This is a genomic window from Granulicatella elegans ATCC 700633, from assembly GCF_000162475.2.
GTDB classification, from domain to species: domain Bacteria; phylum Bacillota; class Bacilli; order Lactobacillales; family Aerococcaceae; genus Granulicatella; species Granulicatella elegans.
In genome coordinates this window covers 393,173-412,982 of record NZ_KI391971.1, presented here as the reverse complement: position 1 = coordinate 412,982, position 19,810 = coordinate 393,173, and the positions used below count along the sequence as shown (strand labels likewise).

At 33.5% G+C, this 19,810-nt stretch carries 18 protein-coding genes; 2 read left to right on the top strand and 16 right to left on the bottom strand.

Features of this window, described 5'->3' with window-relative positions; genetic code table 11:
- Nucleotides 1–1,295 (top strand): IS3 family transposase gene (locus tag HMPREF0446_RS01815; protein WP_211228164.1). Its coding sequence is split into 2 segments (ribosomal slippage), with 1,296 coding nucleotides annotated over them: nucleotides 1–373 and nucleotides 373–1,295; the frame shifts between segments, so codons are not numbered across the junction. This gene is flagged as partial in the annotation.
- Between the two features lie 184 nt (nucleotides 1,296–1,479).
- Here HMPREF0446_RS01815 and pknB read toward each other — a convergent pair.
- The 7 genes from pknB to gmk form a co-directional block, all read right to left on the bottom strand.
- Nucleotides 1,480–3,396 carry a Stk1 family PASTA domain-containing Ser/Thr kinase gene (pknB, locus tag HMPREF0446_RS01810; RefSeq protein ID WP_006703596.1) on the bottom strand — a complete coding sequence of 639 codons (1,917 nt, stop codon included), beginning with the start codon at nucleotides 3,394–3,396 and terminating at the stop codon, nucleotides 1,480–1,482.
- Nucleotides 3,396–4,142 carry a Stp1/IreP family PP2C-type Ser/Thr phosphatase gene (locus HMPREF0446_RS01805; protein WP_006703595.1) on the bottom strand — a complete coding sequence of 249 codons (747 nt, stop codon included), beginning with the start codon at nucleotides 4,140–4,142 and terminating at the stop codon, nucleotides 3,396–3,398. The genes pknB and HMPREF0446_RS01805 overlap by 1 nt, the downstream gene beginning before the upstream one ends.
- 18 nt (nucleotides 4,143–4,160) lie before the next feature.
- Nucleotides 4,161–5,486 (bottom strand): 16S rRNA (cytosine(967)-C(5))-methyltransferase RsmB, encoded by a 1,326-nt coding sequence (gene rsmB, locus HMPREF0446_RS01800; RefSeq protein ID WP_006703594.1) that lies wholly within the window; start codon nucleotides 5,484–5,486, stop codon nucleotides 4,161–4,163.
- Nucleotides 5,479–6,435 carry a methionyl-tRNA formyltransferase gene (gene fmt / locus HMPREF0446_RS01795; protein ID WP_020991272.1) on the bottom strand — a complete coding sequence of 319 codons (957 nt, stop codon included), beginning with the start codon at nucleotides 6,433–6,435 and terminating at the stop codon, nucleotides 5,479–5,481. The genes rsmB and fmt overlap by 8 nt, the downstream gene beginning before the upstream one ends.
- A gap of 17 nt (nucleotides 6,436–6,452) precedes the next feature.
- On the bottom strand, nucleotides 6,453–8,855 hold the full coding sequence (priA, locus tag HMPREF0446_RS01790; protein WP_006703592.1) for a primosomal protein N': 2,403 nt from the start codon (nucleotides 8,853–8,855) through the stop codon (nucleotides 6,453–6,455).
- 159 nt (nucleotides 8,856–9,014) lie between these two features.
- Entirely contained in the window at nucleotides 9,015–9,230 is a 216-nt protein-coding gene (rpoZ, locus tag HMPREF0446_RS01785) for a DNA-directed RNA polymerase subunit omega (protein WP_006703591.1), read from the bottom strand.
- A 16-nt stretch (nucleotides 9,231–9,246) separates the two neighbouring features.
- Nucleotides 9,247–9,870, bottom strand: a complete 624-nt coding sequence (gmk, locus tag HMPREF0446_RS01780; protein WP_006703590.1) for a guanylate kinase — start codon at nucleotides 9,868–9,870, stop codon at nucleotides 9,247–9,249.
- Nucleotides 9,871–10,133: 263 nt separating this feature from the next.
- On the opposite strand from gmk, the gene HMPREF0446_RS01775 reads away from it, so the two are divergent.
- The gene (locus tag HMPREF0446_RS01775; RefSeq protein WP_006703589.1) at nucleotides 10,134–11,249 is read left to right on the top strand and encodes a hypothetical protein; all 1,116 of its coding nucleotides are present in this window, start codon (nucleotides 10,134–10,136) and stop codon (nucleotides 11,247–11,249) included.
- Between the two features lie 47 nt (nucleotides 11,250–11,296).
- Here HMPREF0446_RS01775 and HMPREF0446_RS01770 read toward each other — a convergent pair whose 3' ends face one another.
- The 9 genes from HMPREF0446_RS01770 to HMPREF0446_RS01730 are packed head-to-tail and all read right to left on the bottom strand — an operon-like array spanning nucleotide 11,297 to nucleotide 19,797.
- Entirely contained in the window at nucleotides 11,297–11,932 is a 636-nt protein-coding gene (locus tag HMPREF0446_RS01770; RefSeq protein WP_006703588.1) for a V-type ATP synthase subunit D, read from the bottom strand.
- Between the two features lie 7 nt (nucleotides 11,933–11,939).
- Nucleotides 11,940–13,316, bottom strand: a complete 1,377-nt coding sequence (locus tag HMPREF0446_RS01765; protein ID WP_006703587.1) for a V-type ATP synthase subunit B — start codon at nucleotides 13,314–13,316, stop codon at nucleotides 11,940–11,942.
- Complete coding sequence (locus HMPREF0446_RS01760; protein WP_006703586.1) at nucleotides 13,309–15,090, bottom strand: V-type ATP synthase subunit A; 1,782 nt, start codon at nucleotides 15,088–15,090, stop codon at nucleotides 13,309–13,311. The genes HMPREF0446_RS01765 and HMPREF0446_RS01760 overlap by 8 nt, the downstream gene beginning before the upstream one ends.
- 32 nt (nucleotides 15,091–15,122) lie before the next feature.
- A complete protein-coding gene (locus HMPREF0446_RS01755; RefSeq protein WP_006703585.1) occupies nucleotides 15,123–15,434 on the bottom strand; it encodes a V-type ATP synthase subunit F in 312 nt (103 codons plus the stop codon).
- Nucleotides 15,424–16,425 carry a V-type ATPase subunit gene (locus HMPREF0446_RS01750; RefSeq protein WP_006703584.1) on the bottom strand — a complete coding sequence of 334 codons (1,002 nt, stop codon included), beginning with the start codon at nucleotides 16,423–16,425 and terminating at the stop codon, nucleotides 15,424–15,426. Before HMPREF0446_RS01750 ends, HMPREF0446_RS01755 begins: the two co-directional genes overlap by 11 nt.
- A gap of 11 nt (nucleotides 16,426–16,436) precedes the next feature.
- Nucleotides 16,437–17,018 (bottom strand): hypothetical protein, encoded by a 582-nt coding sequence (locus HMPREF0446_RS01745; RefSeq protein WP_006703583.1) that lies wholly within the window; start codon nucleotides 17,016–17,018, stop codon nucleotides 16,437–16,439.
- Between the two features lie 12 nt (nucleotides 17,019–17,030).
- Nucleotides 17,031–17,513, bottom strand: a complete 483-nt coding sequence (locus HMPREF0446_RS01740; RefSeq protein WP_006703582.1) for a V-type ATP synthase subunit K — start codon at nucleotides 17,511–17,513, stop codon at nucleotides 17,031–17,033.
- 18 nt (nucleotides 17,514–17,531) lie between these two features.
- The gene (locus HMPREF0446_RS01735; RefSeq protein WP_006703581.1) at nucleotides 17,532–19,484 is read right to left on the bottom strand and encodes a V-type ATP synthase subunit I; all 1,953 of its coding nucleotides are present in this window, start codon (nucleotides 19,482–19,484) and stop codon (nucleotides 17,532–17,534) included.
- Nucleotides 19,471–19,797 carry a hypothetical protein gene (locus HMPREF0446_RS01730; protein ID WP_006703580.1) on the bottom strand — a complete coding sequence of 109 codons (327 nt, stop codon included), beginning with the start codon at nucleotides 19,795–19,797 and terminating at the stop codon, nucleotides 19,471–19,473. Before HMPREF0446_RS01730 ends, HMPREF0446_RS01735 begins: the two co-directional genes overlap by 14 nt.
- Nucleotides 19,798–19,810 lie beyond the last annotated feature (13 nt).

Below are 19,810 nucleotides of genomic sequence, written 5' to 3'. Positions count from 1 at the left end.
CTTTCACAGAAATACGATATCGCCGTTTCTAATATTAAATACATAGTTCGATTGATTGATCGATATGGGATAGAAATTGTTAAAAAAGAAAAAAATCGTTACTATTCACCAGAGCTAAAGCAGGAAATAATGGATAAAGTTCTTTTAGAAGGTCGTTCACAATCAAGTGTATCTATTGATTATGCACTTCCAAATTGGGGTTTACTTTCGAATTGGCTAGCACACTATAAGAAAAATGGGTATACTATTGTTGAGAAAACAAAAGGGAGACCAAGAATAATGGGACGTAAACCAAAGAAAACAATAGAAGAAATGACAGAGTTAGAACGTCTTCAACTAGAGAATGAATACTTAAGAGCGGAGAATGCCATTCTAAAAAAGTTGAGAGAACTCCGATTGAAGGAGGAAAAAGCGAAAGAAGAAAGACTGAAATTGTTCAAGAATTAATCAATGAATTTCCATTGGATATTCTTCTTAAAGTAATTAAATTAGCTCGTTCAACGTACTATTACCATTTAAAACAAATGAACCAACCAGATAAGGATCAACAGATTAAAGATGAAATACAAGCCATTTTTACCGAACATAAGGGAAACTATGGTTACCGTAGAATTCATTTAGAATTGAGAAATCGTGGATTTAAAGTGAATCATAAGAAGGTACAACGCTTGATGAAAGTGCTTGGTTTAATCGCTCGTATTCGTCGTAAACGTAAGTATTATTCATACCAAGGAGATGTTGGTAAGAGATCAGGCAATCTGATTCAACGTGATTTTGAAGGTGCTAAACCAATGGAAAAATGCTACACAGATGTAACTGAGTTTGCCATTCCAAGTAGTGAACAGAAACTATATTTATCGCCAGTTTTAGATGGATTCAACAGTGAAATTATTGCGTACAATCTTTCACGCTCACCTAACTTACAACAAGTAAAGATAATGTTGAAGGAGGCCTTTACAGATAAAAAGTACGAGAACACAATTCTCCATAGTGACCAAGGGTGGCAATACCAGCATGATTCTTACCATCAATTTTTAGAGAACAAAGGTATACTACCGTCTATGTCGCGTAAGGGAAACAGTACAGATAATGGTATGATGGAATCTTTCTTTGGTATTTTGAAATCAGAAATGTTTTATGGATTTGAAAAGGAATTTAAGTCTCTTGACGAATTAGAGAAAGCCATTATTAATTATATTGATTATTACAACAATAAACGTATAAAAATCAAACTGGATGGACTAAGTCCAGTAAACTATAGAATGTGTCATTCAAACTCTTCTTGTAGTGCTTAGCTAGTAAATTTATTTGAAAGTTATAGTAATATATCCAAGAAAAAAAGCGCCAAAATTTTGGCGCGAACCCCCTAGGGGGTTATTCATACATTTTGTTTTATTAATCAAAAAGAGACGACTTAAGTCGTCTCAAAAAAAGTCTAACTTTTTGGGGTCACTTCATTTTCGCTACAGTCTTTCTTTCTTATTGTACATTTCCTGATGAAATTTCTTTTCCATCACTTACAATTTTATATTTTCCTATTGGTTGAGAATTACTTAAAGTAAATGTTAAATTCAGCGTAGTATCTTCCGTGATTTCTAATGTGTTATACACATTGGAAATTTGATGTTTCGTATCTTCAATATATATTGAAATTTTATTAACTTTTTTTTGACCATTATTTTGAGCATTCTTTTGATAAGGAATTACAATTTGTTTTGTTACTGTATGTTCCTTTTTACCTTTTGATAATACAATTGTAAGTGCAGTTCCTTTTTTCACTTCTGCACCTTCTCGTATTGATTGTCTAATGACTGTATCTACAGTTGCTTCGTTTTCTTCTTCAGTAATAGTTAATGCTAAATTGTTTGAATTTGCATATTCAATGGCTCCTGCTCTTGTATAACCTGTTAGGTTAGCCATTTTAATAGAGCTTTCTCCTTTACTAACTACTAATGTAATTACTGGATCTTTCCCTTCTACTTTTTGATTTGGAGCAATACTTTGAGAAATCACTTTACCAGATTCTACACTATCAGAATTTTCTTCTTGCTTTTCCACTGTAAATCCTAGTTTTTTTAATTCATCTCTTGCAGCTTCATAATTTTTATTACGATAGTCTTTCATTGTAATAGCTTCTTTTCCTGAACTTACTTTAATCGCAATTTTTGATTTTTCTTTTACTGTACTACCAGCTTTTGGATTCGTTTCGATGACTTTTCCACTTTCAATTTCATCCGATTTTATCTGAATGACATCTGTAACATTTAATTTGGCATCTGCTAATTTTGTTTTAGCGGCTGCTTCTGTTAAATTCGTTACATCTGGCACTTGAACTTCTTTTGGACTAGATTGTAAAAATACAAAAGCCATTATTCCTACTATTGAAATTAATAAGAGTAGAATGAGCCAAGGCCATTTACGTCTCTTTTTAACTGGTTTCTCTTCATCCATTTCTACAACTGGTATTTCTTTACTTGTTTGAATTGGTTTAACTTTTTGTGTATGAATTGGTGTTAGTACTTTTGTTTCTCCTGAAAAACTTGCTGGTACAAATTTCTTTTCATATAGTCTTGTAGAGTCTAAACAAGTTTTCAAATCTTGAAACATTTCATAACAACTTCTATAGCGATGCATTGGATCTTTTGCAGTAGCTTTTAATACAATATTTTCTAAGCTCTGTGGAACCATTGCAATCGGATTTACAATCGTTGGTAATGGTTCTTGGAAATGTTTCAGCGCAATAGAAACTGCGGACTCTCCATCAAAAGGTACTTTTCCTGTTAATAGTTCATATAACACAATACCTAAAGCATAAATATCTGTTTGAATGGTCGCCATACCACCTCTTGCTTGTTCTGGTGATAAGTAATGTACTGAACCTAGCAATGTATTCGTTTGAGTTAATGAAGTATCTGATAAAGCAACTGCAATTCCAAAATCTGTTATTTTAACATTTCCTTCTTTATCAATTAAAATATTTTGTGGTTTAATATCACGGTGAATAATGCGATTTTGATGTGCAGCTGCAATCGCTGATACAATTTGCATCATAATACGAACAGCTTCAATAGGATGTAGTGCACCTTTTTGTCTCACATAATCTTTTAAATCGGTTCCTTCTACATATTCCATCACAATGTAATTCATTTCTTGTGATTGTCCAACATCATATACACCTACAATGTTTGGGTGAGTTAATTGAGTCGCTGACAAAGCTTCTCTTCTAAATCTTCTCATCGCATCATCATTTTGGCGAAAATCTAATCGTAATACTTTAATGGCAACTAATCGATCTAAAATTAAATCCTTTGCAAGGTAAACCGCAGCCATTCCGCCAGTTCCAATTAAAGATTGAATTTTATAACGTCCATTTAATGTTCTACCAGCTTCTAGCATTAGGCTTCCTCCTCTCTAAGGTGAATTTTTGCAATCGCAACTGTAATATTATCACGACCACCTGACTCATTAGCCGCTTGAACAGCTTTTTCTACTTGTTGTTCCAAATCTGAATAATGATTTAGAACATTTCTTATTTCTTCTAATGACAACATATCACTAAGTCCATCACTACATAGTAATAAGATATCTTCTTCTTTCACAGTCATTCTGACAAAATCAATTTCGACAGCCGAAGTTACTCCTAATGACTGTGTCACGATATTTTTATTTGGATGATGTTCTGCTTCTTCAGGAGTGATTTCACCTGATTTCAATAATGCATTGACTAAACTTTGATCTTCTGTTAATTGCTTTAATTGGAAGTTTCTCAAAACATAAGCTCGACTATCTCCAACATTAGCAATCATTAATTGATTTCCAATGACACATGCAGCTACTAAAGTTGTCCCCATTCCATATAAATCAGCGTATTGAGTAGAACGTGAAAGAATATCATCGTTAGCTTCTTCAATTTTTTTAACGAGCCATTGATATGCTTCTTCCATATCATCAAAATGAGTCTTTTCCCATGCTTGTCCAATCGCCATTAGCGCCATTGAACTCGCCACGTCTCCTGCATTATGTCCACCAATTCCATCGCAAACCATCATAAGCGGGATGTTATTTTTGCTTTCAAAGTAGCCAGCAGCATCTTCGTTTACTTTTCTTCGTTGACCAACATCACTTTTTATAGCAAATTTCATACAATCCCTCCTTAATGTTTAAGATTTTTTCACTAATTTACAAATATAAAACCCATCACTATTAAAGTCATTTGGTAATATTGTAATATCTTCTGTATCTTTATGAATCCACTTTCCAATCGGTTCAATTTCAAATGCCGGGTTCTCTTCTAAAAATTGATTAACCAGCTCTCTATTTTCTGCCTTATTAATTGTACACGTAGAATATACTAGACTTCCCTTTGATTTTACCATTTTTGAAGCAGATAATAAAATATCAAGTTGAATTTTTTCTAAACTCTTTAAATCTTTTAAACTTTTTGTATATTTTATATCCGGTTTACGACGAACTAAACCTAATCCTGAACAAGGAGCATCCACAAATACCGCATCAAAACTTTCAGTTGGATAAGCTTCTTGAGCATTACGAGCATCTAATATTCTCATTGAAATACAATCATCCACTTGTAACCTTTTGGCATTTTCTTGTATTTTTTTTAATTTATGTTCATATAAGTCTAAAGCGTCTACACGTCCACCTTTTGATGGATCTAAATAGCTTGCAATATGAGTTGTCTTTCCACCAGGTGCTGCACATGTATCAAGCACTTTATTTGTTGGTTTTAAATTAGCAACTTGTGCTACTAATGATGAAGCTTCATCTTGAATCGTAATAATCCCTTTTTCAAAAGTTTTTGAGAGGAATACATTTCCCTCTTCCACAATTAAACATCTATTCGATAAGGTACTCTCTCTAGTTTGAACTCCTTCTTCTAATAGAAGTTGTTTTACTTGCTCTTGATTCAAATGATTCGGTTGAATACGAACACTAACACTTGGCGCCGTTAAAATAGATTCAGAAATTTGTTGTGCTTGTTCTACCCCATACTGTTGTTTAAATAATTGGTACATCCATTTTGGAATACTATACTGTACACTCATTCTTTCATCTGTATCTTTTATTTCCTCAAAACTTCTTAGATCATTTCTTTGGAAATTTCTAAGTACGCCATTGACAAATTTAGCAATGCCTTGATGACCACGTTTTTTCGCAATTTGTACTGCTTCAAAAATCGCTGCATGATCTGGAATTTTATCCAAAAACACCATTTGGTAAATGGAAATTCTTAGCAATTGTTTCACCCATGGTTGAATTTTCTTTGCTTTTTGAATATAAGGAGCTAAATAAAAATCAATCGTCATTTTTCGCTGAATCGTTCCATAAAACAATTCAGTTAACAAACCTTTATCTTTTGCAGTCCATTTTTGTTGCTCAATTACCTTTTTCAAACTAATCGTTGAATAAGATTGATCTTGTTCCACTTGAACTAATAAGTCTACAACTGCATTTCTGACCTTATCCATGATTTACCCCTTCAAAGCAAGCTTTCTCTTCAATAACAGAAGCAAAACCATTCATAAAGGCATCTGAACTCATTTTAGCTTTTCCTGCAGGTTGTAATTCAATAATTTCTAATACGGTTTGATTACCACATGCTACATACAAATGATGATTTTCTTTAAATAATGTTCCTGGTTGTTCAGCAGTTGTTTGATCTACTACCTTCACTTGCCAAATTTTCACTCTTTCTCCATTTAATATAGTAAATGAAGTTGGCCAAGGACGTAAGCCACGGATAAAGCAATCTACCATTTTTGCTTCTTTTGTCCAATCGATTTGTTCTTGTTCTCGTGTAATATTTGGAGAATACGTTACGAACGCTTCATCTTGTACAATTTCAGTAATTGTCCCATCAAAAATTTTCGGTAATGTGTCTAATAATAATTCCGCACCTACTATACTTAATTTTTCAAACATGGAAGCTACATCATCAGTTTGTTCAATTGGAATCGAGCGTTGTGACAAAATATTTCCCGCATCCATTTTGCTAACCATTCGCATAATAGTTACACCTGTATGAGAATCCCCATTTATAATAGCGTAATGAATCGGTGCACCTCCGCGATATTTTGGTAATAAGGATGCATGGACATTGACAGCACCCTGTTTTGGAAATTCTAAAAATTTCTTTGGTAAAAACTGACCATAAGCAGCTGTCACAATTAAATCAGCATCTAATGCCATTAGTTGTTCTAATTCTTCTGAACCCGTTAATTTTTCTGGTTGATATACAGCAATATTTTGTTCTAATGCATATTTTTTTACGGGTGATGGCGTAATCACTTTTTTACGTCCAACTGGTCTATCTGGTTGAGTCACAACCGCAATCACTTCATATTCTTCTGAACTAACTAAAGCATGTAATACTTTTGTTGAAAATTCGGGTGTTCCCATAAAAATAATTTTTTTCAAAATTCCACTTCCTATCCTTATAAAAAATATTGAGGTTCTACATCAATGGATACCGCTACTTTTGATTGTGGAGTCGATTGAGTATTGACTAAGACCTCATGTAATAAAATATCTAATACTGGATCTTTTTTATATTTAATAATTAATTGATAATAATAACGGTTATTCATTCTAGCAATTGATTTTGCACTCGGTCCTAATAAGACAGATTGAGAAGATAGTTTACCTTCCAATACCTTTTTAATTTTATAAGCCTGTTTTTGTGCAGCATATTCTTGTTCACTAGAAACTGTAATCATCACTGTAAAATAGTAGGGCGGATAATGAGCAAGATGTCTCATTTTCATTTCTTGAGCAAAGAAAGCTTCGTAATAGTGATTTTGTGCTAATTGAATCGCATAATGATCTGGATTATATGTTTGAATAAATACTTCTCCAGCCTTATCTCCTCTACCAGCTCTTCCTGCTACTTGCGTTAATAATTGGAAAGTTTTTTCTGCAGCCCTAAAATCCGGAATATTTAAAGCTGTATCTGCATTGACGACCCCTACTAAAGTAACATTTGGAAAATCTAACCCTTTAGCGATCATTTGTGTTCCAATTAAAATGTCCGCTTTTTGTTCTTCAAATTGTTTTAACAACGCTTCATGTTGTCCCTTTTTACGAGTTGTATCGACATCCATTCGAATAACTCTTGCAGTTGGCAACAATTGCTCTAATTCTTCTTGAAGCTTTTGAGTTCCCGTTCCGAAATAACGAATTTGTCGGCTATGACATTTCGGACAGTGATTTGGAATACCTTCTTCATGCCCACAGTAATGGCATTTCATCACTTTTGTATCCATATGAAGCGTCAAAGAAATATCACAATTTGGACATTCCAATACATAACCACAATCTCGACACATAATAAAGGACGAATATCCTCTTCGATTTAAGAGCAACACACTTTGCTCTCCTTTTTCTAATCGGTCTTCTAACGCTTGTAATAAACGTTTGGAGAAACTTCCTTTTTGCGCCAAAAATTCTTGTTTCATATCAAGCACATGAACTTGAGGTAATGATTGATGTTTAGCACGTTTTGTTAAACGTAATAAACGATAAACTCCCTTTTCTGCTCTTGCTCGAGATTCTAAACTTGGAGTTGCACTACCAAGTATGACAGGACAGCGATGATATTTCCCTCTCCAAATCGCAATATCTCTCGCATGATAACGTGGAGTATCATCCTGCTTATAAGTACTCTCATGTTCTTCATCCAAAATAATAATGCCAATATTTTCTAAAGGAGCAAATACCGAAGATCTTGCTCCAACAACAATGTCTGCTCGACCTTCTTTTATTTTTTGCCATTCATCATGTTTTTCTCCAGGATTCAACCCACTATGTAAAACAGCTACTCGATTCCCAAATCGTTCTTTGAATCGTTGAACCATTTGAGGAGTTAATGAAATTTCTGGAACAAGCATCATAGCGCTTTTCCCTTTTTGAATGGCTTCTCCAATCCATTGAAGATACACTTCTGTCTTTCCTGAGCCTGTCACGCCTTGCAATAAATAAACATGAGAGGTTTCATCAATTTCTTCTTCTAACACTTGTTGAAAGACTTGTTTTTGCTCTTCATTTAGTTCAAATGGTTTCGAGTTGATAATTTTTCTCCCCGCATAAGGATCTCTATCTACTGCTCTTTTTTCTAAAAGAATCCAACCTTTTTCAAAAGCTTTTTTCACATCTGCTTGCACAACATTAAAGCGAGTCATAAATTCAGCTTTCGCAATTTCTGTATTCTCTAAACTAGACAAGCCCTCTAGAAATCTTAATTGTTTTGCCGCATTTTTTGGAACTTGCTTCATCATTTCCAAATATTCTTCAGGTAAATACGATAATACAATCCAATCTTCTGTTTTTATTTGTTTGCGGTCTTCTACTAAAGTTTTTGTTTGAACAATTCCTTTTTGTTTTAAACGTAGTAACTCTGCCAAAATTTCCTTTGGCATTTCATCCGTGACTTCTATTTCTAATTGCCCATTAAAAATTCTTTGAAAAATTTCTTCTTGCTCTTGGGGATTTTTTAATACAAATAACTTTCTTGTTGTTGTTTTTAACATCGCTGGTAACATTGTTTGATAACAGTGAATTAAAAAGGCGAATAAATGATTGGACATATATTCTCCTAATTCAATCATTTCTTTTGAGAGAACAGGTTCAAGATCCATCAATCGTTCAATTTCTTTTAATTCCCCATCAAAATCAGATGTTGGACGAATTGAAACAACAAAACCTTGCACACTTCTTCCAGCAAATGGAACTACTACTCTCATTCCTACTTCGATTTCTCCTTCGAAGATTTCAGGAATTCTATAATCAAATGGTCGATTCACTTGTTTTACTGGAACATCTACAATTACTTGTGCAAACATGATTTCACCTCGCTTTAGAGGTACACTTACCCCAATTTACATCATAAGAATAGTGTATCATCTTTTTCAAAAAATAGAAAACCATTTATTCAGTCTTAAATTTTATTTATAAAAATAAAAACCTTGAAGGGATTTCTCCACTTCAAGGCTTCTTCATCATTAAACTTCTTCAGGAATACTATCTTCACGAATTCCTAATTCACCAGCGATAACTTCTTCTAACGCACGGCCAACATTTTTATCTGATTGATAGTCTTCTAATTTTTGTGGTTCATGATGGTGTAATTCATGAGCTCTTTTACTTGATAAAATTACTAAAGAATATTTTGAATCAATTTTGTTCAATAATTTATCAATTGAAGGATATAACATCATAATAGATTACCTCTTTCTACTCTTCATCCAGTATTTCTTCTAACTCTTCTATAGTATCTAAATTTCTAATGATTCGCAAGTGCTCCGTTTGAATAATTGCTTCGATTTTTTGAACTGCATTATCTACTGTATCGTTCACTACAGAGTAATCATAATACTTCATCAACTCTAATTCTTCACGAGCTGTTTTCATACGCTTCGCAATTACTTCATCGGAATCTGTTCCTCGATTAACAATACGGCTTTCTAATTCATTTAAATCAGGTGGCGTTAAGAAAATAAACACTCCCTCTGGCATTAATTCACGAACTTGAATAGCACCTTGTACATCAATTTCTAAAAACACATCTTTCCCTGTTGCTAATGTATTTTCTACATATTCTAGTGGAGTGCCATAATAATTCCCAACATATTCAGCATATTCCAATAATTGTTTATTTTGAATCATTTGTTCAAATTCTTCTCTTGTCTTGAAGAAATAATCGACTCCATCTGTTTCACCTGTTCGTGGTTTACGAGTTGTGGCTGAAATTGAGTAAACAAATTTTTGTTCCCCTTTTGAAAAAATTGCAGCTCTAACTGTTCCTTTCCCTACGCCTGATGGTCCAGATAAAACGATTAACAATCCTCTTTTTGTCATAATCGTCTCAAAACTCCATTCTTTTTAAAGCTTTCTACTATCTTATCATAAACTTAAGTCGAACAACAAGCCAAAGCAGAAAAAATATCACTTCCTCAACAAATTATAATCTTCTCCTCATTTTTATCTGTGTTTTTTCTTTAATAAACCGGAAAAATATTGTGATACGACGCACATAAAATATTGACTTTTTTCTAAAAACCCAATATGATAAAGATAAGTTTGAAAAGGTTTACATTTTAGTGCAAAAGGGGAAATCATTTATGAAGAAGAAATCGAAAAAACTAAAATTTATTTTTCCTGTTGTTATTGTACTCGTAATATTAGCACTTTTCTTAACACCAAAGATTTTCGAATCACTCACCAAGCATTTCTCTATCTCATCAGATGCTGATTTTTATATAGTGGGATACCACAACATTGAAGGATACAAATTAGACGATTCTAATTTCAAAAACGTTTCTAATGAAAAAGTAGAAATTGTTAAAGGGCAAATCAATCCGACCGTTAAACGTGCAGAACTTTCCAATCGTTATTTAGTATTTTCTGAGGAAGGAAAACCACACGGTGTCATTGGAAGAGTTACATCTGTTGATTTTAAAGCAGGGGAAATCAAACACCATAAAACAGATGACTATGCTTATACATCTTCCGGCTCAAATCCTGATTACTATTTCACTTCCGCTTCAAATTATTTAACAACTTTTGATTCAACATTAAAAAAAGTAGATAAATATATTTTTGAAGAACCAATCATTCTTTCAGATTTTTCAAACGGGGGAAATCATCTTTATTTTTTAGGAACAGATGTCAAAGGTGATTCAAATCATCAGGCCCTAAATAATTTATATCATTTTTCACTTCATAACAGCAAATTACAGTTGAATTATAAAGAACCGTTATACGAGCAACCAGAAGTCACTTATTACTTTAACAATAGCTTGGTAAGAGGAAATCACTTATACGCAACTTCAAGTGGTTATCATAAAGACTATACGAAAGAAAAAATAGTTCTAGGACAAATGTTCCACTATGATATGAATTTAGGAACAAAAGAGTTCATTGATTTACCTGAAATTGCTCCTAGCAATCTGTTTGAATTAAAAGGTGATTTAGTAGCTATTGAACATTCAACAGTATATTCTAAAAAAATTGGGTTCACCCTTTTTCATTTAACAAATCAGACCTCACAATTCATCGATTTATCTGAATTCGGATTTGATGTTAATAAGGATTCTTTAAAAGATGTGAAACAAATAGATGACGACACTTTATTAATTTTAGTAGCCAATAAATTATTACACTATCAGATTAGTTCAAGTAGCGTCCTCTCCGAAAAAGAAGTTGACCCTCATTCATTTCATATTTGGGTAAAATAACGACAACAAAAAACGAGCATCTTTATTTCAAGATGCTCGTTTTATTATTATGATTTTTGACCCATATCTTTTACTTTCATAATACGAGTAATACTTGCACGTTCTTGTTCTTCTAACTTCATTTCAATGTAGTAAATCGTTTCTTCTAATTGAGGAATCATACGATATTCTAAAGCATTTACTCTTCGACGTGTTTTCTCAATCTCATCAGCTAATAACTGACAAGTTTTTTCAATTTCTGTTAATGATAATAAATCTGGTAACACTGCAGAAATTTCTTCAATTGAATGATCAATCTCACTATTGGAGTTTAAATAACCATATTTAAAATCACTCTCTTGATTTTGTTCTACTACCGTAAAATTCATTTCTGGAACAGAAACACTCATAATATTTTTTTCTTGTAAATTCAATGTGACACTTTGTGGAGGAATTGCTACTAGTTCTTCAATAAAAGCTTCTTCTAGCGTTGCTTTCGCTAACACAAAACTTTTCATTCCTGCTGTTAAACGTTTTTCAACTTGATCACGTAATTCATTATTTTTACGAATTAACTCAATGAATTGTCTCATTAATTCATCTTGCTTATCTTTTAATAATTTATGACCACGAACAGAAACGGTTAATCGCTGTTTTAACTTAGACAATTCCATTCTTGTTGGTTTTACATTTAATCTCACCATTTAGGAATCACTCCCCTTTAGGTAAAAATTCATCAAGCATTTCATCCTTGATACGTTTTAATTCCGTACGAGGTAAAATTGATAGTAATTCCCAACCTAAATCTAATGTTTCTTGAATGGTACGATTCGTTTGGAATCCTTGGCTGATGTATTCTTTTTCGAATCGATCTGTAAATTCAACATATAATTTATCTGTTTTTGATAAAGCAGATTCCCCTAAAACGACTGCTAATTCTTTTGCTTGTTTTCCTGTTGCATAGGCAGCAAATAATTGGTTCATCGTTGAAGCATGGTCTTTACGAGTTTTTCCTTCACCTGAACCTTTATCTTTCAAACGAGAAAGAGATGGCAATACATTAATTGGAGGTTGAATTCCTTGTTTATCTAATGCACGATCCAAAATAATTTGACCTTCAGTAATATAACCTGTTAAGTCTGGAATTGGGTGTGTAATATCATCTTCAGGCATTGATAAAATTGGAATTTGAGTTACAGACCCTTTACGTCCTACTAAACGTCCCGCACGTTCATATAATGTCGATAAGTTTGTATATAAGTAACCTGGATATCCACGACGACCTGGAACCTCACGACGAGCTGCAGAAATTTCACGCAATGCTTCACAGTAGTTTGTCATATCTGTCATGATAACTAACACGTGCATGTCTTTTTCATACGCTAAATATTCAGCTGTTGTTAAGGCAATTTTAGGAGTCGCAATTCTTTCAATCGCTGGGTCATTTGCTAAGTTAATGAACATAACCGAACGATCAATCGCTCCTGTTTTACGGAAGTCTTCCATAAAGTATTCTGCTTCGTCAAAGGTAATTCCCATTGCAGCAAATACTACCGCAAATTTTTCGTCACTATTTAACACAGTAGCTTGACGAGCAATTTGAGCCGCTAATTCTTTATGAGGTAAACCTGAACCAGAGAATACTGGCAATTTTTGTCCACGAACTAATGTATTTAAATGGTCGATTGCTGAAATTCCTGTTTGAATAAATTCATCCGGATAGTCACGAGAAACTGGGTTAATCGCTTGTCCATTTACATCTAAAGATGCTTCCGGTAATAATTCAGGACCACCATCAATCACATTTCCCATTCCATCAAAAATACGACCAACCATATCTTCTGATACATTTAACGATAAAGGTTTCCCTTTAAAACGTACTTTTGAATCACGAATGTTGATGCCGCTAGGTCCTTCAAAAATTTGTACCATCGCTTTATCTTCATGTACTTCTAGTACTTGACCATGACGAGTTTCTCCATTTTGTAATTGGATTTCTACTAACTCATCAAATTTAACGCCTTCTACTTGTTCAACCATCATTAGAGGGCCGACAACTTCACTAATCGTACGATATTCTTTAAGCATTTGTCATTCCTCCTTTTTGAATAGTTGCTTTAACATCTTCTTGAATTTGTTCTTTAATCGCTGTAAATTGTTCCATTTGACTTTCTGGAATATATTTTGAACGAGCAATACGGTCACGAATTTCTTCTGTTCCATCCATAATTTCTGCATAGTAAGCACCAACGCTCATCGCATGTCTTGCTTGTTCTTCAAATGTTAAAATTAAATCTAACATACGATATTGTTTTTCACGAGAAGTGAATGTATCCACATCGTCAAAGGCATTTTGTTGTAAGTAATCTTCACGAATGGATTTCGCAATAGTCATTGTTAAACGGTCTTTTTCAGATAATGACTCTAAACCAACTAAACGTACAATTTCTTCTAAACTTGCTTCTTCTTGCAATGTTTGCATTGCATGTTGAACCATAGATGACCAATTTTCATGAATGTGTTCATCCATATATTTTCCAACTTCTTGATTGTATAAAGAATAAGAAGTTAACCAGTTCATAGATGGGAAGTGACGTTTTTGTGCTAATGTTGCATCTAATCCCCAGAATACTTTAGCAACACGTAATGTATTTTGTGTAACAGGTTCTGAAGTATCTCCCCCTGGAGGTGATACCGCACCAATAGCAGTAATAGTACCTTCACGGCCTTCACTACCTAAAGTAACAACACGCCCTGCACGTTCATAATATTCTGCAATACGGCTACCTAAGTAAGCAGGATATCCTTCATCCCCAGGCATTTCTTCTAAACGTCCTGACATTTCACGTAATGCTTCTGCCCAACGTGAAGTTGAATCCGCCATAATCGCAACACTGTATCCCATATCACGGAAATACTCTGCAATTGTAATCCCTGTATAAATAGAAGCTTCACGAGCTGCTACTGGCATGTTTGATGTGTTCGCAATTAAAATTGTTCTTTCCATAATTGATTCGCCAGTTGTTGGATCAATTAATTCTGGGAACTCATTTAATACGTCTGTCATCTCATTACCACGTTCACCACAACCTACGTAAACTACGATATCTACGTCAGACCATTTTGCAATTTGGTGCTGAACAACTGTTTTACCAGCTCCGAATGGGCCAGGTACAGCTGCAGCTCCCCCTTTTGTTACAGGGAAGAAAGTATCAATAACACGTTGTCCTGTTAACATTGGAACTTCCGTATTTTTCTTCACTTTAAATGGACGTCCTTGACGAACTGGCCAACGTTGAATAAGGTTGAAAGATTTTTCTCCTTCTTCTGTTTCAACTGTATAAACCGTATCTTCAATTCGATACGTTCCACTTGAAATACTTGTTACTGTTCCTTTTACTCCATAAGGAACCATAATTTTATGTTGAACAACTTTTGTTTCTTGTACATAACCTACAATGTCTCCAGCTTCAACAGTTTGTCCAACTGCTACCGTTGCGTGAAACTCCCATTCTTTTTGACGATCTAATGGGGCTACTACCGTTCCACGAACTAAAAAATCACTGTTAGATACTTCTTTAAATGTATTCAATGGACGTTGAATTCCATCAAACATTTGAGAGATGATTCCGGGAGCTAATTCAACAGAAAGTGCTTCTCCTGTCGTTGTTACTGGTTCTCCTGGTCCTATTCCAGACGTTTCTTCATAAACTTGAATAGAGGCAACGCCTTTACGCATCTCAATAATTTCACCAATCAGTCCAAGGTGACCTACATGACAAATATCTTGAATATTTGCATCTTCCATACCTTCAGCGGTCACTAATGGTCCTGATACTTTTACGATTCTTCCGCTCTTCACCGAAGTACCTCCTCTTAACTAAATTTTACGAATTATAAAATGTTTTGACCTACAGCCTTTTCTACATTTTCTTGAATTCTTGATTTTCCAATGGATAATGAACCTTTATGATTTGGAATTAAAATGATTGCTGGTGAAACAACTGCATCATAACGACGAATTGTTTCAGCAATTTCAGAAGCAATGGCTTCTGTGACATAAATAATTCCATACTCTTCACTTGCCAATCGATCAATGGTTTCTCTTGCTTCTAAACTTTCATGAGCAGGAAACACATCAAAACCAAGAATTTTGAAAGGAAGGACTGAGTCTTTATCTCCAACAACTGCAATTTTATGAGCCATAAACTGGTCGCATCCTTTCTCTTAATTGTTCTTCACTAAACCCATTATCGATTCCTACTAAAATCAATCGAATATTTTTCACTTCCATTTCACTAGCATGAATATAGGCAAGGGATGGATAAGGTCCAAAAGCATCGAATGTCGCATCTTTTAAATAACGATAAATACATTCATCTTTCAATAATTCTAATTTCAATACAGAAATGTTTTCTTGAGATAAAATACTTTCCAATTCTTCTTTATAAGAAACACCCTCAAATAATTGTATTAATGATGCCCACCCTAATTCTTGGAATGTATCGATTAATTGAGTTTTCGATACCGTTCCTTCATTTGATAATACAGTTTGTAAAAAGCTTCTTGATTGTTTTTGAGCACTTGCTCGGATTAAAGTAGCAATATTTTCTAAATCAATCATTAAATTAACAAATTCTGTCACTTTATCATCTTGCAATTCACGTTCTAACATTCTTAAATGTCTAAAATAATAAGTATCCATAAAAACATCAGCAGTTTCTAATCGTTCAAAATTTTCAAAATCTTCATAAGCTTCTCGAACGGCTTTCACCATAACGCTAGGAACATCTTGAGAATCTCGAGTTTCTACTAATTGTTTTAAGGTTACTAATGAATAGCGACCAATAGGTATTAATAAATGTGAAAAATCTTTTTTTGCAAATTTTTCTTTTAATAACACTTTTAAATTATGATACGTATAACGAATTGAAAAAATATCTAATAATTCAGGTGTAGGAGTTAATTCATATAATTCCTCATACTGATTTTTCAAATGCTTCATTAATACTGCATCAAATTGTTTCGTTTGCAATAATTCATCCGTTTGAAAACCATAAGCCGTTTTTTGTAACACTTCTAAAGCTTGTTGTAACTCTTTTGAAGCTAATAAACTATTCATGATATCTTTTGAAAGTAATTGTTGTTCTAAAATACGAACAGTAGTATTGATTCCTGAATAAGCTAAATCATTCATTGAAATCCCTCCTATCTTTCAAAAGCTTTTTTAGCTAACTCTGGTGAGTATTCTTGTTTTAAATCCTTTAATAGTGCATCGAATAAATAGTTGTATTCAATTCCTGATTGTTGTAAAACAAATCCAACTTTTTGTTTTAAAGTCGTTTGTGACACTTCTAATTCAGAAGCATTCGTTAATTGGTGAATATCTTCTTGTGATAATTGACTTGCCGTTGCTTCCCCTAATACTAATGTGATTTTTTCTTGTTTAGGTAATTGAGCTACTGCCGATTGAATAAACTGTACTAATGTTACGCCACTCCATCCAGACATTAAGGAGTAAACTTCATCAAACACGCTATCGAGTAATCTTCTTTTTTCTTGTAAAATTTCTTTTTTACTCGCATTGACTAAAGATTGTTTCTCTTTATCCCAAAGTTGTTTTGCACGTTGTTTTAATTGAGTTTTCTTTGCCACTTCTTGTTCTGCTAAAGTTGCATTCATGACATTTGTACGTTCTTCTTCTTCTTTAGTAGCAACAGCCAATTGATGTGAGAAATCTTCTTCGACTTCTTTTAATACTTGTTGTTTTAGTTGCTCTAAATCTTTCAAACGTTCCAACTCCTAACCTAATTGATTGATAATTAAGAATGAAGCCAATAATCCTAAGATTGCATAAGTTTCAACCATGGCTGCAAAGATAATTCCTTTAGTAGATTCTTCTGGTTTTTTCGCTAAAATTTGAACACCAGCAGCTGCTACTTTCCCTTGAGCAATACCAGATAATAAACCTGTGAATGCAATTGGTAATGCTGCCATTAATAAGTATAAACCAGAACTTAAAGGCATTGTTGCGCTCATTTTTTGCATAATGAAGAATGCAATGATGAAACCATAAATCCCTTGAGTACCAGGTAATAATTGTAAAATTAACGCTTGAACGAATTTTTCAGGTTGTTCTTTAATTAACGATGCTGCAGCTTCCCCTGCAATCCCTACACCTTTTGCAGAACCAATTCCTGAAAAAATACTTGCTACACCCATTCCTAATGCTGCGAAAATAAAACCTCCAGAATTTTCAGTAAAAAATGTTAACCAGTTTGTCATAATAAATCTTCCTCCATCTTATTGATTTGATTTTTGTTTTGTTTCAATATATTTTTCATACGTTTTAAATGGTTTTAAAGCTCTTCCGCCACCTTCATAGAATTTACCAAAGAATTCTACAAACTGTAATCTTAATCCATGAACATATGCTCCTAAAAATGTTAGGAAAATATTTAACCCATGAAGCGCAATTAACAGAAGAATTCCTACTGTAACCCTTGCAACTGGTGGTAAGAAAGTCACTAACATGTTAAATGCTGCTGCAATACTACCGCCTGATACTGCTAAAGCCATCAAACGAGTATAGCTAACAACATCTCCCACATAACCACTAATACCATATAAGTTATATAAACCAGTTGCCAAGCCCGCAAATTTATTCGAACTTGTCAACATAGATACGATAACAATTAGTACCGCTGCAATAATCGCTACATAAGAGCCAATAGTTGCAAGAATCGGTATATTTAAAATCATCGAACCTACTAAATATAAAATTAAGCCAAAAATAATCGCTAACCATCCAATATGAGTGGTATACGCATTAGCATAATCTTTTTTCTTCCAATTACTATAAGCCCCTATAAATAGACCTACAATAATTTGAATAACCCCAAAAATGATTGATAAAATCATAATCGTCGTTAAATCTTTTGAAAGCGATAACGGTTGGAATGGCATATCCACTCCAAAGAATGAACCAAAGATAATTCCCCAAGCTACTGTTGGATAACTTAATAAATGGAAGAACATTAAATTACGTTTCATTCCTTTATCTAATACAAATAGTTTTAACGCAAGGAAAGTTGCTAACCATAAAACAAGTCCATATCCTATATCTGCAGACATCATTCCAAAGAACACAAGATAAAACGGCGCTGTAAATGGCGTTGGATCCACCTCTCCATATTTTGGTAAACCATACATCTCAATCATCATTTCAAATGGTTTAATGAGCGAATGGTTTTTCAAAACAGTAGGAGTTTCTTCATATTCTTCTGGGTCAATGTCCAATTCTACTACGGTCACTTGAGAAGCAATTCCATACTCTTCTATTTGTTGTTTTGCTTGTTCCACCACATCATCACATAAATAACCATGTAAGCAGAATAAATGCTCTCCTGAATACAATTGTTCTTTTGCAATTTCTTTTTGCCATTCATTAAACGCATATTCACAATACAATTTTAATTTTCTAACAAGATCCTCTTGTTGTTGCATTTCTTGTACTAATGAATTTTTAGCTTCTTTTAATTGCTTTTGACGTTCTAAATTCAATTGCAATTCTTCTTTAGGGCTATGGTCAAATGGGTACCATGTCACACTAAAATTCACTTTCGCTAATTCTTCTTTAGCTTCTTGTTGATGTTTTCTTGAATAAGTTGCAAATACTCCAACTTCTTCTCTTGTATGATACACTTCCTGAACGACAATCCACTGACTCTCTTTTAGACTTTCTAAATAACGATTATCCGTTGTTTGAGGAATCGTCCCCATTTTCGTCTTCGTAAATGGTTGTTTAAAGATTTCCTTTGGATGGAAGTCTAAATTTCCCCATTTTCTAAGTAGAGTCTCAGTTTCAATAAGCTCTGCGTTTTTCTCTTCAAATTTTTGTAGTTGTACTCGATACTTTTCAACACTCTCCATTAATTCTTGATAATCCCAATTAGAAACGGTTTGTTGAAGTTCTTCAATCGTAAACGTTTCTTTCTTAGTTTTCAATTTTTTCATGAGTGAAGGTTGTTTTAGATATTTTTCTAAAAAGCGAATATCTTCTTGTAATCGTTCTACTTTACTTTCTAACTCTTGAAGATTTTTTTGATTCGAAGGTTTTGATTCTTCTAACATGGATTGCCCTTGACTTAAGGAAATGAATTCTAATGATTGTAATTCTTGAACCGCGTCCATCAATTGGCTTTGAATACGATTTGGTGCAATAAACATCAATTTTTTCATTTTAGCAATTGCCATATCGTTTTAACACCTCCTTAATTGTTTCCTGAACCAATTCTTGTCGATTGGCTTCAAATACTTGTTGTATTTGTTGAATTTCTTCGTTTTGAAGAGATGCTAATTCTTCTTGGAAATCCAATTTCTTTTGAGAATATTTATCCTCTAATTCTTTTTCATAATTCGTCAAAGCGATATCTACATTCTTTTTAGATTCAGAAATCTTTTGATTCGCTTGAATTTTTGCTTCATCAATTTTCTTTTGAAAATCTTCTTTTAATTGTTGAGCTTGATTTTCAATAGCTTGAACAGATTCTACAATTTTTTGGCTCATAGTACACCTCCCA

Coding starts and splice junctions, on each gene's coding strand:
- HMPREF0446_RS01755 (WP_006703585.1), bottom strand. CDS start 15,434: ATGGCTCATAAAATTGCAGTTGTTGGAGATAAAGACTCAGTCCTTCCT.
- HMPREF0446_RS01775 (WP_006703589.1), top strand. CDS start 10,134: ATGAAGAAGAAATCGAAAAAACTAAAATTTATTTTTCCTGTTGTTATT.
- HMPREF0446_RS01735 (WP_006703581.1), bottom strand. CDS start 19,484: ATGGCAATTGCTAAAATGAAAAAATTGATGTTTATTGCACCAAATCGT.
- HMPREF0446_RS01765 (WP_006703587.1), bottom strand. CDS start 13,316: ATGCTTAAAGAATATCGTACGATTAGTGAAGTTGTCGGCCCTCTAATG.
- pknB (WP_006703596.1), bottom strand. CDS start 3,396: ATGCTAGAAGCTGGTAGAACATTAAATGGACGTTATAAAATTCAATCT.
- HMPREF0446_RS01805 (WP_006703595.1), bottom strand. CDS start 4,142: ATGAAATTTGCTATAAAAAGTGATGTTGGTCAACGAAGAAAAGTAAAC.
- HMPREF0446_RS01740 (WP_006703582.1), bottom strand. CDS start 17,513: ATGACAAACTGGTTAACATTTTTTACTGAAAATTCTGGAGGTTTTATT.
- rpoZ (WP_006703591.1), bottom strand. CDS start 9,230: ATGATGTTATATCCTTCAATTGATAAATTATTGAACAAAATTGATTCA.
- rsmB (WP_006703594.1), bottom strand. CDS start 5,486: ATGGATAAGGTCAGAAATGCAGTTGTAGACTTATTAGTTCAAGTGGAA.
- priA (WP_006703592.1), bottom strand. CDS start 8,855: ATGTTTGCACAAGTAATTGTAGATGTTCCAGTAAAACAAGTGAATCGA.
- HMPREF0446_RS01770 (WP_006703588.1), bottom strand. CDS start 11,932: ATGGTGAGATTAAATGTAAAACCAACAAGAATGGAATTGTCTAAGTTA.
- HMPREF0446_RS01750 (WP_006703584.1), bottom strand. CDS start 16,425: ATGAATGATTTAGCTTATTCAGGAATCAATACTACTGTTCGTATTTTA.
- HMPREF0446_RS01730 (WP_006703580.1), bottom strand. CDS start 19,797: ATGAGCCAAAAAATTGTAGAATCTGTTCAAGCTATTGAAAATCAAGCT.
- gmk (WP_006703590.1), bottom strand. CDS start 9,870: ATGACAAAAAGAGGATTGTTAATCGTTTTATCTGGACCATCAGGCGTA.